The organism is Enorma shizhengliae, from assembly GCF_009676995.1.
Taxonomy (GTDB): domain Bacteria; phylum Actinomycetota; class Coriobacteriia; order Coriobacteriales; family Coriobacteriaceae; genus Enorma; species Enorma massiliensis.
In genome coordinates, this window is sequence record NZ_VTFZ01000010.1 from 79,632 (window position 1) to 92,571 (window position 12,940).

At 62.9% G+C, this 12,940-nt stretch carries 10 protein-coding genes; 1 reads left to right on the top strand and 9 read right to left on the bottom strand.

Going from position 1 to position 12,940, the window contains the following annotated elements; all coding sequences use genetic code 11:
• Positions 1-630: 630 nt before the first annotated feature.
• From GJE22_RS07935 to GJE22_RS07970, 8 genes are all read right to left on the bottom strand, one after another.
• On the bottom strand, positions 631-1,770 hold the full coding sequence (locus GJE22_RS07935; RefSeq protein WP_144687920.1) for an aldo/keto reductase: 1,140 nt from the start codon (positions 1,768-1,770) through the stop codon (positions 631-633).
• 211 nt (positions 1,771-1,981) lie between these two features.
• On the bottom strand, positions 1,982-3,433 hold the full coding sequence (locus tag GJE22_RS07940) for a coiled-coil domain-containing protein (RefSeq protein ID WP_144687921.1): 1,452 nt from the start codon (positions 3,431-3,433) through the stop codon (positions 1,982-1,984).
• A 180-nt stretch (positions 3,434-3,613) separates the two neighbouring features.
• Entirely contained in the window at positions 3,614-4,834 is a 1,221-nt protein-coding gene (queA, locus tag GJE22_RS07945) for a tRNA preQ1(34) S-adenosylmethionine ribosyltransferase-isomerase QueA (protein ID WP_144687922.1), read from the bottom strand.
• A gap of 91 nt (positions 4,835-4,925) precedes the next feature.
• Positions 4,926-5,585 carry an NAD-binding protein gene (locus GJE22_RS07950; RefSeq protein ID WP_144687923.1) on the bottom strand — a complete coding sequence of 220 codons (660 nt, stop codon included), beginning with the start codon at positions 5,583-5,585 and terminating at the stop codon, positions 4,926-4,928.
• 8 nt (positions 5,586-5,593) lie between these two features.
• On the bottom strand, positions 5,594-6,247 hold the full coding sequence (locus tag GJE22_RS07955; RefSeq protein ID WP_022349872.1) for a potassium channel family protein: 654 nt from the start codon (positions 6,245-6,247) through the stop codon (positions 5,594-5,596).
• A gap of 35 nt (positions 6,248-6,282) precedes the next feature.
• Positions 6,283-9,156 carry a cation-translocating P-type ATPase gene (locus tag GJE22_RS07960; protein WP_144687924.1) on the bottom strand — a complete coding sequence of 958 codons (2,874 nt, stop codon included), beginning with the start codon at positions 9,154-9,156 and terminating at the stop codon, positions 6,283-6,285.
• Between the two features lie 251 nt (positions 9,157-9,407).
• The gene (locus tag GJE22_RS07965) at positions 9,408-10,145 is read right to left on the bottom strand and encodes a response regulator (protein WP_144687925.1); all 738 of its coding nucleotides are present in this window, start codon (positions 10,143-10,145) and stop codon (positions 9,408-9,410) included.
• On the bottom strand, positions 10,138-11,751 hold the full coding sequence (locus GJE22_RS07970) for an ATP-binding protein (RefSeq protein WP_144687926.1): 1,614 nt from the start codon (positions 11,749-11,751) through the stop codon (positions 10,138-10,140). The genes GJE22_RS07965 and GJE22_RS07970 overlap by 8 nt, the downstream gene beginning before the upstream one ends.
• A 342-nt stretch (positions 11,752-12,093) precedes the next feature.
• Here GJE22_RS07970 and GJE22_RS10190 point away from each other — a divergent pair, with 342 nt between their 5' ends.
• The gene (locus GJE22_RS10190) at positions 12,094-12,228 is read left to right on the top strand and encodes a hypothetical protein (protein ID WP_019127971.1); all 135 of its coding nucleotides are present in this window, start codon (positions 12,094-12,096) and stop codon (positions 12,226-12,228) included.
• Between the two features lie 109 nt (positions 12,229-12,337).
• Here the strand turns inward: GJE22_RS10190 and GJE22_RS07975 are convergent, their stop codons facing one another.
• Complete coding sequence (locus GJE22_RS07975) at positions 12,338-12,931, bottom strand: TetR/AcrR family transcriptional regulator (RefSeq protein WP_144687927.1); 594 nt, start codon at positions 12,929-12,931, stop codon at positions 12,338-12,340.
• Between the last annotated feature and the right edge of the window lie 9 nt (positions 12,932-12,940).

Sequence of the window (12,940 nt, forward strand, 5' to 3'; positions counted from 1 at the left end):
ACGAGGCTGTCTTGAGCTATCGCTGCGAATGAGTCAAAACAACCCCGTCCCATTTTGAGGTCCCATTTTGACTGGAATGGCCACGCATGAGTCAAAACAACCCCGTCCCAGAATGACCCAGAACGGCACAAAGCGAGGGGCGGCGCCTCCTCTGCTGCGCCGCCCCTCGGCCTGTTCAATACTTTGGACTCACCCCAATGCATCTATTCGTCATTGCGTCCACTTTGTCCCCCAGGACCAGCCGAACGCGCACAAGCTATAGATGCACCCGGTCGTTCTAAGGTCTTCTCAACAGCTTGCTTCCATGCTCTGACGGAATCCAACGGGTCGCCTCTGCGCACCCACAACGGTTAAGCCTCAAGACCCCAGGCAACGAGCCCGAATGCTTGTGCTATGTCTTCTGTACCCATTGGACTCGCCTCCTTCGGTCGTCGCTTGCTTTCCTGAAGCGACTTGGATGTTCATTGCTATATGTTCCCCGTAAACCCATTCCCATGCACGAATACCTCGACAACCTGAGCGAGTCCGCAGACGGCTCAAAAATGGCGGCGAACGGCATAGCAACCGCTACCAAAGCTGCAGGGCCTCATCCAACTACGGCTCAATCCCCAACCGCCGGCGAGGCTGCTCCTATCCGGCCAGCTTCGAGGCGAGGTCTGCAAGTGTATCGGGGATATTGATCTGCTGCGGGCACACCGCCTCGCAGCTCCCACACCCAATGCACGCGCTCGGGCGCTTGTCCTCGGGAAGCGTTCCTACGAACATGCTCGGAATGAACCCGCCCGCGCCATCGGTGACCATGGCCTCGTTGTACATCTCAAGGAGCTTCGGGATATCAAGCCCCATGGGGCAATGGCTCGTGCAGTAATGGCACGCGGTACACGGAACCGTGTGCTGAGCGGTCATGCCGTCGACGACCCGCTGGAGCGCCGCCCGCTCTTCGTCGTTGAGAGGCTTTTCCTCCTCAAACGTGGCGATGTTTTCGCGCATCTGCTCGAAGTTGGACATGCCGGAAAGGGTCACGCACACCTCGGGAATGCCCTGGATGAAACGGAATGCCCAGGCAACGGGCTTCTCGTCCGGACGAAGCTCCGTGAGGCGCGCCGCATCGGCCTCGGGCAGGTTAGCAAGCTTGCCGCCGCGGACCGGCTCCATGACCCACACGGGCAGACCATGCTTGGCGCACAGCTCCACCTTGCCGCGCGCATCTTGGAACTCCCAGTCCAGATAGTTGAGCTGAATCTGGCAGAACTCAAGATAGTCGCCGTAGAAATCGATGAAGCGCTCCATTACCGGAATGGCACCATGCGCCGAGAATCCCAGGTGCTTGATGCGCCCAGCGTCTTTCTGGTCGAGCAGGTAATCCATGATGCCGTGCTTGGTGTCGAGATAATCATCGATGTTCATCTCGCAGACGTTATGGATGAGGTAGAAGTCGAAGTACTCCATCCCCGTCTTCTCGAGCTGCTTCTCAAAAATCTCCTTGACCTTGTCCATGTTGGAAAGGTCGTAGCCGGGGAACTTCGTAGCAAGGTAGAACGAGTCGCGGGGATACTTGCTGAGCGCCTTGCCCATGGCGATCTCGGACTGCCCACCGTGGTAGCCCCACGCGGTGTCGAAGTAGTTGATGCCGTGCTCGATGGCATAATCGACCATCTCCTGCGTAGCGGCTTGGTCGATCCTGGTATCGTCGCCGTCGATCACCGGCAAACGCATGGCACCCATACCGAGTGCCGAAAGCTTGAGCCCCTGAAAATCCTTGTACAGCATGCGCATCCCCTCTGTTATGTGAGCTTGCCGTCTCATGGCACCCATGGCCATGTCGCCACCCATGGTAGATGGTGGAGTGAACTCCAAGTCAAGGGGCGGCACGAAGAACGCCGCAGCTTCAGAGGGTTTCGGAAGCGAAGCGCGAAGCAGCGAGCCTGCAGCTACAAGGCTACAGGCCCACCGCGATAATCGATCTACGCACAGAAGTGAGCTATCGGTTCATGAACACGATGACGAGCGCAATGACGGCGACCACGAGCACCACGATGCCCACGATGGCGCCGATGAACCTCGCTCGCGACCCACGCGTGCGCTCACGCACCGCCTTCTCTGTGCTCGCGAGCTGCTCCACCTCAACGGCCTGCTCCTCGCGCTCCGCCCGGTCCGCCTCGAGGCGCGCGGCAATCGTCTCGGTAACCTCGGGATGCGCATGGATATCGTTCGCCTCGTCAATGAGCGCCTGGGCTTCCGAGGCTTCGGCACGGGCATCTTCTGCCGCCTGCTCCTGCGCGCGGCGCTCCTTTTCCTTGCCGGAGATCTCTTCCTTCAGCTTGCGCTGGCGTTCCGTTGCGTCATCCTTCGCCTCGCGGTAGGTGTTGCGCGCCTCGTCTGCGGCAGAGCTCACCTCGCGGAAGGCCTGCTTCGCGTCGTCCATAGGCTTTTCGGCCTCGGAAACCGCCTTTCGAGCATGGGCGAGAGCGTCTTCAAGCTCCTGCGTGATGCGGGGAAGGTCGTCCCGTGCGGACTGCAACTCGTGGGCAGCATCGGAAATCTCTGTCTGCAGCTCGTCAGCGCGCACGCTATAGGCAGCGGAATTTGCCGAGGGGTTGCGCTGGACCTCGGCATACTCGTCGTGGAGCATAGCGAGGCGAGACTCGGCGCTTTCCACCGCTGCCTGCGCGGCGGCGACGCCGTTTTTCTGATCCTCCTCGGCCTTCTCGAGGTTCCGCTTCGCATCGTCGAGCCGGCGCTGCAGGCGCGCGCCGTTCTCGCGCGACGACGCCTCCCGGGCCTCGGCGGCATCAAGAGCCGCCTTGAGGCGCTTCTCGGTTTGGGAGTCCGCGTCCTTCATCTGCTGCAAGCGCTCTTTGAGTGCATCGATTTCTCCCTGGATGCGCGCCTGCTCGGCCTCCGCCGCCTGCTCGGCCTTGGTTGCGCCGTCTCGACGCGCGGTTTCGCTGGATATGATCGCATGGTAGTTTGCAGCGACCTCGCGCCGATGAGCGAGCTCCGTCTCCTCGTCGGCGATCGTGGCATCGAGCTGCTCGAGCTGCTCGCGCGCTTCGGCATGCGCCTTGCGGGCGGCGCTCATCTCACGCACCGCCGCCGCCCCCTCGGAGAAGAATGAGCCGACCGCCTCGACCGGCGAGGCCCCAGGAGCTTCCTCGGTTGGCACGGGCTCCTCGTCTACCACCTGGGATGTTCGGGGCGCGGCTCCCGTGGCGGGATGCTGCAGGAACTCGGGGATGCGTGGCGCATCATCTGCCGCCGCACCCGCGTCCTCGGGCGCATTGGCCGTTGCGGCTCCCTCGGGCGCATCGACCTCGTTAGCGGTGGCCGCGGCAGGATCGGAGGCGGGCGCATCGACATCGGCAGCGCCCTCCAAGACGCCGTCCTGCTCGTTTTCCATGCCATCAATCTTGGTATCGAAATCGTCAACCATCGTTCTCTCCCATGTCGATCGTAGACGAACGAATCTCTCTACCAATGATATACGCCCCTGCGGACATCGGGGCCGCAGGCATCCGCTTTTTGCAACGTCAGCATCTTTCCGCCCGCCCTTTCCGCCCGCGCAAGCGCCGAGGCAAGGCCCGCGTCCGAGAGCCCCAGGCAGCGGACGGGCTTACTCGATGAGCATGGCGTCGCCGAACGAGAAGAAGCGGTAGCGTTCCCGCACGGCCTCGCGATAGGCATCCATGATCTGCTCGCGCGTAGCGAGCGCGGAGACGAGCATCATGAGGGTCGAACGCGGCACGTGGAAGTTCGTGATAAGCGCGTCGACCACATGGTAGGTGGAACCAGGCATGAGGTAGAGGTTCGTCGTCGCGTTCTCCCGTGCCACGATATCGCCCGTGCCCTCCACTGCCGAACCGGGAGCGCCTTCGAACCGGCGCGCGACAACGGGTGGCTCGGACGCAGCGGCTTGGGCGTCCCACGCGCTCTCAAGCGAGCGCACCGCCGTCGTGCCCACGGCGATCACGCGGTGCCCCGCCGCCTTGGTGGCGTGCACGGCATCTACAACCGACTGCGGCACGTGGTAGCGCTCGGTATGCATGACGTGCTCGGCGGGATCGTCCTCCTCCACAAGGCGGAAGGTGTCGATCCCCACCTCGAGCTCGACCGTCGCCCAGCCGACCCCCTTCTGCTTGATGCGCTCGATGAGCTCGGGCGTGAAATGGAGCCCGGCCGTGGGGGCGGCGGCGGAGTGCTCCTCGCTCATAGCGTAGACGGTCTGGTACTTCTCGGGATCTCCCTCGTAATCGGTGATATAGGGCGGCAGCGGCACGTGCCCCGCGGCATGGATCGCCTCGTCGAGCGTGCGCGGCGCGCCCGATGCGTTCTCGCCCTGCGGCGTAAAGCGCACGAGACGTCCGCCGCGGCTATCGGGCACGAAGTCAAGCACCTCCCCCACAAGCACCACGGGCGCGCTTTCGGGCGCGTGCGGACCGCCCGCACGGTATTCGATGACCGCACCGGGCTTGAGGCGCTTGCCGGGGCTCACGAGGCATTCCCACACATGACCAAGCGAATCCTGGTCCTCGCGACGAGTGAGCAAGAGCGTCTCGGCCATACCGCCCGTCTTCGCCTTGCGCCCGATGAGACGCGCCGGCATCACGCGCGTCTCATTCGCCACGAGAAGATCGCCAGGCTCCAGATAGTCGATGATGTCGTAGAAATGCCGGTGCTCCACGCAGCCGCCCGCATCGAGCGGCACGACGTCGCCCGTAGTCGCGAGCGGCTCGTCGCGGTGCAGCACGAGCAGGCGGCACGAGTCGCGCGGCTCCGCCGGCGCCTGAGCTATGAGCTCCTCGGGCAGGTTGTAATCGAAATCATCGGTACGCATGGCTACCTCGCTTTCTTATCCGGCTGAATAGCTTAGCACGGATGCCGAAACGAAACGACCCGTTCTGAAGCGAGGTAGCCGCACGCTGCCTTTATGAGAAGAGGCGGCGAATCTCGTCGCGGCCTTCCTCGCTCGTGAAGATGATCGCCTCATCGCCCGACTCCAAGGCGGTGCCACCGTTCGGCACGATGAGGCTGCCCTCATGCTCCACGGCGGTCACGACGGTCTCCGCCGGGAACGGGATGTCCTTGAGGGCGAGTCCCGCCACGCGGGCATGCGCGCCCACCGTTACCTGAACGATGCTGTGCTCGTCTCGGCCGAGCTTCATGAGCGTGTACATGTCATGCACATCCATGCCCTCGATAACGAAGCGCGCCGTGATTTCAGCCTGATTCACACCCACGTCCACTCCGTTCACCGGTGTGAACATCCACGCGTTCGCCGGGTTGTTCACGCGCGCCACGACACGCGGCACCGCATATTCCATCTTCGCGAGCATCGACGTCACGAGGTTCGTCTCGTCCAATCCCGTCACAGCTGCGACAGCATCCGCGATGCGCACGCCCGCGCGCTCCAAGACCTCGGGATCCGAACCACTCCCCTCGATAACGGAAACGCTCGGGCATATCTGACGCACGCGCTCGACGACCTCAGCGCGCTGCTCGATGACCGTGACCGCGATGCCGTCGTCCGTAAGGCGGGAGGCGAGATGGGCGCCGGTCTTGCCGCCGCCGACAATGATGACCTGCATGATTCCTCCTAATCGGTGATGCCGAGCATCTGCTTGAACTTCCTGCTGGCAGAGGTCGCCACGGCGGCGTAGATGATGTCGCCGGCGGCGAGCACGGTGCCCTGCGTGGGGATGAACGTTTCGTTATCGTGCGAGACGCTCACGATCTGCACCTCGCCGAGCGCGGAGATCTCGCGCACCGTGGCACCGTCGAGCAGCGCCGGCACGTCCGCGCGAACCAGGCGCACATCGCCCGATCCCACTTCGAACACGTTATCGAGATGGTTATAGGTAAGAAGCTCGCCGATGCGCGCGATGCCCCAAGCATTGGGCGAGACCGTCTGGATGTTCAGGCGACGGTACGTATCGGCCTTCGTAAGATCGTGCAGACGCGCGATGACGCGGGGCACGCGAAACGTCGAGCGGGCGACGTGCGCCACCACGATGTTCGCCTCGTCGGAGCGCATGCAGGAAACGACGGCATCCGTGCGGTCGATTCCCGCGCGCAGAAGCACGTCGCGGTCGAGGCCGATGCCGCACACGCGTTTGCCGGGGAACGAATCGCCCAGCGCATCGAGTGCTTTCTGGTCTTGGTCGACCGCCGTGACCGAAAACCCCTGTCGCGCGAGTTTCCACGCGAGCCCCGATCCGATAAAGCCCATGCCTACGATAATGACGTTCATAATCTCCACCTTTCAGATGGTGTATACCCTCAACTCTAGCGCTTCGCGGCGGCACGCGCCCGCTCGCGACGGCGCAGCCATGCCTTGCGAACCTCTTCGATGGCGATGACCACAGGCGGGATGCAGCAGAGGAACGCATAATCCTGCCAGGCCAGGGGCGCGGTGTGGAACACGCCTTGCAGCGGCGGGAACGTGGTGAGAATCACAAGCAGCACCACTTCGAACACGATGCCTATGAGGATGCGGCGGTTCGAGAAGAGACCAATCTTGAATACCGAGGTGGTCTCGGTGCGGCAGTTCATGACCTGGCCGATCTGTGCGAAGATGATGCCTGCAAGCGTCATGGTCGTCGCCTGGATGTAAACCGGGTCGCTATCGTTGCCCAACCCGGCGAGCGGGATCCCCGGCCAACCGGCGAGCATGTTCACCAGGAAATAGCCCGCCATGGCGACGATCGAGGCCATAAGGCCATACCACAGGAAGGCCTTCACGAGTACGCGGCGGTTGAGGAGGCGCTCGTTGGGATCGCGCGGGGGCTGATCCATGATGGTCTCCTCCGGCGGTTCAGTGCCCAGGCCCAGCGCCGGCAGCATATCCGTGCCCAGATCGATGGTAAGGATCTGCATGGTTGTGAGCGGCAACGGCACAGCGCCACCCGAGAGCAGGTAGACCGCGTTCGGCACCGCTTCAGGCGCATTGGAGTTCAAGATGTAGAGCAAGAATTTGCGGATGTTGCTGTAGACCGCGCGCCCTTCCTCGATCGCGGCGACGATCGAGGCGAAGTTGTCGTCCGTCAAGATCATATCGGCCGCCTCCTTCGCCACATCGGTGCCGGTAATGCCCATGGCAACACCGATATCGGCTTTCTTGAGCGCGGGAGCATCGTTCACGCCATCACCCGTCACGGCCACGATCTCGCCCATCTCCTGGAGCGCCGTGACCACACGGAGCTTCTGTTCAGGTGCCATGCGGGCGAAGACAACTTGACCGGCGAGCTTCTCCTTGAGCTCTTCATCGCCCATCTTCGAAAGCTCGAAACCCGAGATGACAGATAGCCCCTCGCCCTCCACGATCTTCAGGCGCCGCGCGATGCTCGCTGCGGTGAGACCGTAGTCGCCCGTGATCATGACGATGCGGATACCCGCGCGATGGCACTCCGCCACAGCCGCCGCGACTTCAGGACGAGGTGGATCCATCATGACCTCGAGTCCCACGAAGGTGAGGTTGCACTCGATATTCTCGGGCGTGTAATCGCTCATGGCATCGGGAATGCCCTCCTCCGCGTTCGCACCGTCGAGCGGGCGGTACGCCACCGCGAGCACGCGCAGGCCGTCGGCGGCGTAGGTGTCGTTCGCCTCCATGATGTGTGCACGGAGCTCCTCGGTCATAGGCTCGACCACGCCGTTCACGCGCACATGGGTCGAAAGCCGCACGACCTCGTTCGGTGCGCCCTTCGTGAAAGCGATGCGGCGCGCCCCTTCCAGCGGGTACTCAAGGGCGTGCACGGTCGTCATGCGCTTGCGGCGGCTCTCGAACGGCAGCTCCTTCACGCGGGGCATGCGCGCCTCGAGCTCGGCTCGATCGATGCCGCCCTTCTGCGCGGAAACGATGAGGCACGCCTCCGTGGGGTCGCCGTAGACCTCGTAGCGCTTGCCCTCCTCTTCCGGCTCGGCGAGACGCGCGTTGCCGCAGAGCAACCCGCCTTCGAGCAAGAGCTCGAGGTCGGCATCGTCCACAGCGCGCCAACTGCGCCCCTCGGCCTCTATATGGCCCTCGGGCGCGTACCCCACGCCGGTGATCTCGTATTCGCGTGTCGCCGTCCACAGATGGTTCACGGTCATCTCGTTCTGCGTGAGCGTACCGGTCTTATCCGTGCAGATCACACTCGTGGAGCCGAGCGCCTCCACGGAATCGAGCTTCTTCACCAGGGCGTTCCGGCGGCTCATGCGTTGCACCGCCATGGCGAGCGAAAGCGTCACCGTAGGCAGGAGGCCTTCGGGAATGAATGCCACGACCATACCGAGCGCGAAGATGAACGATGACGCGAACGGCTCGTGCACCACGAACAGGGACAGGCAGAAGAACGCGATGCCCATGCACATGGCAAAGATCGTGACCTGCTTCGTGAGGCGGTTGAGCTGGCGCGTGAGCGGGCTCTCCGCCGCCTGCATGTTCTGCGTGAGGCTCGCGATCTTGCCGAACTCCGTGTCCATGCCGATGCGAAACACCACTGCGCGGCCGTTGCCTTCGGACACGCTCGTGCCAGCGAAGACGAGGTTGGGAATCTCCGCGGCGGAAAGCCCCTCTTCGAGCACCGCGTCCGCGGTCTTGCGCGACGGGGTGGACTCGCCGTTTAGCGTGGATTGATTCACCTGCAAGTCCGAGCTCGCGATGACACGCGCGTCTGCAGAGATCTTGTCGCCCTCGGCAAGGAGCATGATGTCGCCCGGCACGAGGTCTTCTGCCAGGATCTTCTGCTCCTGGCCGTCGCGAATCACCGTGGCATAGGCCGGCAGCATCTTCTTGAGCGCCTCGGTCGCCTGGCTCGCACGCGCCTCCTGCCAGAAGCTGAACACGCCGTTGATGATGTTCACGAGCCACACTGCGACGCCAAGCTCCGGGAGCCCCGCGATGAACGCGATGGTGCCCGCGACCCACAAAAGCACCGCCATGAGGTGCGTGAAGTTCGCGAGGAACGCGATGACGGGCGATTTCTTCTTCTCGCTTTGGATGACGTTTTTTCCGGAGCGCCCCTGGCGTACGGCTGCCTCGTCCGAGGCGAGCCCTACGCGCGCCGTCTCAAGTTCGACGAACACGCCGTCGATGGGTGCCTTGCGGATGGCATCGAGCGCATCCAGATCCGTTGCGGCGACGGATGCCGGGGCACCTGAGCCCAAACTGCTTCCCATGAAACCTCTCCTTCCCTGATCACGGAGTGCCGGTAGCACATCCGCGATTGCGAAAGCATCTTAGTCACGGGAAAAAGCAGCTTCAAGGGGTTTGGCCATATCTTTGTGGCATCTTAATGCCCGGCTGCGCAGGGTGCCCGATCTTGCCGTTCAAGCCTTCGGGCGCCGCACGAAGGCGTGCGCGCTCGGCTTTCGCGGCAACCTCGGGCACCCTGCGCAGCCGGTCGGGGGTGCCTGGTGCGACTGCAGCTTTACAGCCGTTGCATGCGGTAGCCGACGCCTACATGCGTTTGGATGAGCTTCGGCTGCGAGGGGTCGCGCTCGATCTTCTTCCGAAGCGTCGCCATGAAGACGCGCAGGCTCGCGATGTCGGAGTCCCACGATGTGCCCCAAATCTCGTGCGTGAGGTACGTGTGGGTGAGCACCTTTCCCACGTTTTTGCACATGAGGACGAGCAATTTGTACTCGATGGGCGTGAGATGCAACTCTTCACCGTTGAGATACGCGCATCCCGCCGCATAGTCCACGCGCAAAGGACCGTTCTCGAACACGCTCTCGCCCGGGTCGTCACCGAGCGACATGCGAGCACGTCGCTGCCAGGCACGCACGCGGGCGAGAAGCTCTTCCACGGAAAACGGCTTCGTGAGATAGTCGTCCGCTCCCGTATCGAGCGCTTCGATCTTATCCGTCTCCTCGATGCGCGCCGAAATCACGATGATCGGCACGTTCGACCATGAGCGCAGCTTCTTGATGACGACGATGCCGTCCACATCCGGAAGACCCAAATCGAGCAGAACAAGATCGGGCCCATGCGAGGCGGCCTCGAGAATCGCCGCCTCACCTGTAGCGGCGACCTCCACATGGTAGCCATGCATGGCAAGCGCCGTCGCGATGAGACGACGCACCGCCGCATCGTCTTCTACCACAAGGACGGAGAGCACCGCGCCATCCGCACCGGCCGATGCCGCCCATTTCGATTCCTTATCCATGAATCGCAACCTCCTCTGCGGGAAGCGTGAACGAAAAGACGGCGCCATGGGGCACGTTGTCGTGCACCTCGATAGCGCCGCCGTGCGCCTCGACGATGGAACGGCAGAGCGCGAGCCCCAAGCCAAAGCTCCGTTGCGCATCTGCCGGCCGCTCTGCCTTCGCACCGGAATAGAAGCGATCGAACACATGCGGCTTGTCGTCGTCCGCCACGCCCGGCCCGTCGTCTGCAACCGTCACGCGCACAAACGCCCCCTCACGCCGTGCGTACAGCCGGATAATCGAACCTGCCGGGGTGTACTTGATGGCGTTGCCCACGAGGTTTGTGAGCACCTGGATGATGAGGCTTGCATCGATGCGCACGAGAAGAATCTCTTCCGCGGGCTCGATGACGATACGGTGCTCGCCCGCTTGGTTCGCGAGATGCGATACAGCGGCTTCGAAGATGTCATCGATGAGCTCGGAGTTCAAGGTGAGCTTGACGGTGCCTTCATCGAAATGCGTGATGGTGAGCAGATTCTCGACCATATCGATGAGCCAAAGCGAGTCATGGTACACGTCATCCAGAAGCGCACGCCGTTGATCGGGCGCAAGACGGCCGGAATCATCGCGTAGAATCGCCGCTGCGCCCGAGATCGCCGTGAGCGGCGTGCGCAGGTCATGGCCAAGCGAGCGCAACAGGTTCGCTCGAAGCTGCTCGTTGCGCGCGAGCACGGCGGCCTCTTCACGCTCGCGCGCCTCCCGCTCTCGAGCAAGCTCGAGCGCGCACTCACCGATGATCGAACGAGCAATGGAAAGCTCGAACGAGTCGATGTCGCGGTCGGCAGCGCGAATGCCCACCACGCCGAACACCTCGTCGTGCGTGCGCACGGGCAGGAATAAGCCATCTCCCAAGGGAATGGCAACGATTTCCGAAGCTTCGGCGTTCGCGGGCGGCGCGGAAGCGGGCGCGGCACCCGTCGAAGCGGCGTCCTTCGCGAACTTGGTAGACCGGAGCGCGCGCAATGCGTTCACACGGGCATTCTCTGCAATTGCTGCCGGCATCGCCTCATCGTCCCCGTTGCGCACCAGCGGCGAGCCAAGACCGTCCCCTTCGGCAGGATAGAACGCCACCGGGCCGTCGAGAAGCTTCGAGAGCTGGCTCAACGCTATTCGCGCGATGCTTCCGGGGCCATCCGCCTGCTGAAGCAGCTGGTTCGTCTCAAGGAGCACACTCGTGCGATATGCCGTCCGCCGCGCCTCGCGAGCGTTTCGCGCGATATGGTTCGTGAGTTCCGAGGCAACGATGGCGGCGACGAACATGATGGCGAACGTGACCAGGTAGCTCGTGTCGAGTGACTCGAGCGAAAAGCGCGGCACGACGAAGTAGAAATTGTAGAGCACCACCGAGAGCGCAGACGAAAGCAGCGTGTACATGCGCCCCGATGTGACCGTTGCGGTGAGCAGCGTCGATAGGATGTAGAGCGAGATGATGCTCGAATCGGTAAAACCCAGCTCGTGAAAGCCAAGACCGATCGCGGTCGATAACGCCAAGAGCGCGCACATGACGCCAAGATGCGCCACCGCTCGCCCTTCGCGTCGCGGTGCCCGCACGTTCGCCTCACCCATCTGCCACCTCCCTCTCGCTGCTCTTCAGTATAGCGCGGCACCGCGGGCGAAACGCATTCGTTCTTCATGGGCAATGCACTGTCTACCTGCATCTTTATGACATTTTAATATCCAGGCGCTCGAGTTTAATACCACCTTTACCGTCCTCGTGCTGTACTGGGTTCCACAGCAGGACATGCCCGTGAAGCCCCTGCGGCACTTGTATGTCGCTGCCGAGGAATCTTGGATTCGCCCGCATTTCGCATGTTTCAGATGAAACATGCGAGGAAGAATTCGGGCTTCCGACCATGAATCCTGCGGGTGTCGAACACCTTGAGCCCGCCACGGGAAGGAGACCATGTCATGCACGAGATAACCCCGATTGCTCTCGCCGGAGTGTTCCTCGGTGCCGGATGCGCCGCGCTCTTCGGCTACTGTGTGTACGTGTTCGCGAGTGTCTGCTGCCGACCGGCATGCAACAAGCGTCGCAAGAACTAACGAAGCGCGACCTCCGCACCGACCTTATGTGCCGCGTGACCTGCGCTTCAAACGCTGACGAGCAGCGGCCCACCCGAAAACCCTGCCCGAATCCAAGGACAGACAGCGCTTAACCAGACCTGCCGAATAGCTCATCCAATGTGTCGTCGATCAGGGCATCGACGGTGCGCTCCAGCGCCTCAGCGCGCAGAAGGCTACGGTTCAGCAGCGTGAGCGCGAGCGCGAACTGCAGGTTCTGCACGGCAGCGACATCCACCCCAGGCCGCGCGTTGGCAACCTCGTCCACGATCCAACGCACGAGCGCGCCGTCGGATGCGGGGTCGAGCGTCCGCTCGCTGGGCAGACTTCGCACGAGATAACGGTACTCCTCAGCCGTTGCGATGCGGAAGATGTTTCGATCCGACCGCCAGAGAAGCTCGAGCCACGAGCGCATGCGCGCGCGATCGAGCGGAGCGCCCGCCTCCTCGCGCGTGCGCTCGAGCACGTCCACCGCGTGCTGGCGATTCTCCATGAGCATGGCGTAGATGAAGTCGTCCTTGGAGTCAAAGAAGTGGTAGAACGTGCCCTTGGCGATACCCACCGCTGCCGCAACCCGTTCCACGCGCAGGGAACGAATGCCGCCCTCGACGAGCTGCTCCCAGCCCACCTCGATCATGCGACGGTATAGCTCATCGCGGTTCCGCTGAGTAAAGATGGCCGGCATAGGTCTCTC

What these genes read in the sequence shown, in the direction of transcription:
- GJE22_RS07935 (WP_144687920.1), bottom strand. Translation starts at nt 1,770, where the DNA reads ATGCTGTACAAGGATTTTCAGGGGCTCAAGCTTTCGGCACTCGGTATG.
- GJE22_RS07940 (WP_144687921.1), bottom strand. Translation starts at nt 3,433, where the DNA reads ATGGTTGACGATTTCGATACCAAGATTGATGGCATGGAAAACGAGCAG.
- queA (WP_144687922.1), bottom strand. Translation starts at nt 4,834, where the DNA reads ATGCGTACCGATGATTTCGATTACAACCTGCCCGAGGAGCTCATAGCT.
- GJE22_RS07950 (WP_144687923.1), bottom strand. Translation starts at nt 5,585, where the DNA reads ATGCAGGTCATCATTGTCGGCGGCGGCAAGACCGGCGCCCATCTCGCC.
- GJE22_RS07955 (WP_022349872.1), bottom strand. Translation starts at nt 6,247, where the DNA reads ATGAACGTCATTATCGTAGGCATGGGCTTTATCGGATCGGGGCTCGCG.
- GJE22_RS07960 (WP_144687924.1), bottom strand. Translation starts at nt 9,156, where the DNA reads ATGGGAAGCAGTTTGGGCTCAGGTGCCCCGGCATCCGTCGCCGCAACG.
- GJE22_RS07965 (WP_144687925.1), bottom strand. Translation starts at nt 10,145, where the DNA reads ATGGATAAGGAATCGAAATGGGCGGCATCGGCCGGTGCGGATGGCGCG.
- GJE22_RS07970 (WP_144687926.1), bottom strand. Translation starts at nt 11,751, where the DNA reads ATGGGTGAGGCGAACGTGCGGGCACCGCGACGCGAAGGGCGAGCGGTG.
- GJE22_RS10190 (WP_019127971.1), top strand. Translation starts at nt 12,094, where the DNA reads ATGCACGAGATAACCCCGATTGCTCTCGCCGGAGTGTTCCTCGGTGCC.
- GJE22_RS07975 (WP_144687927.1), bottom strand. Translation starts at nt 12,931, where the DNA reads ATGCCGGCCATCTTTACTCAGCGGAACCGCGATGAGCTATACCGTCGC.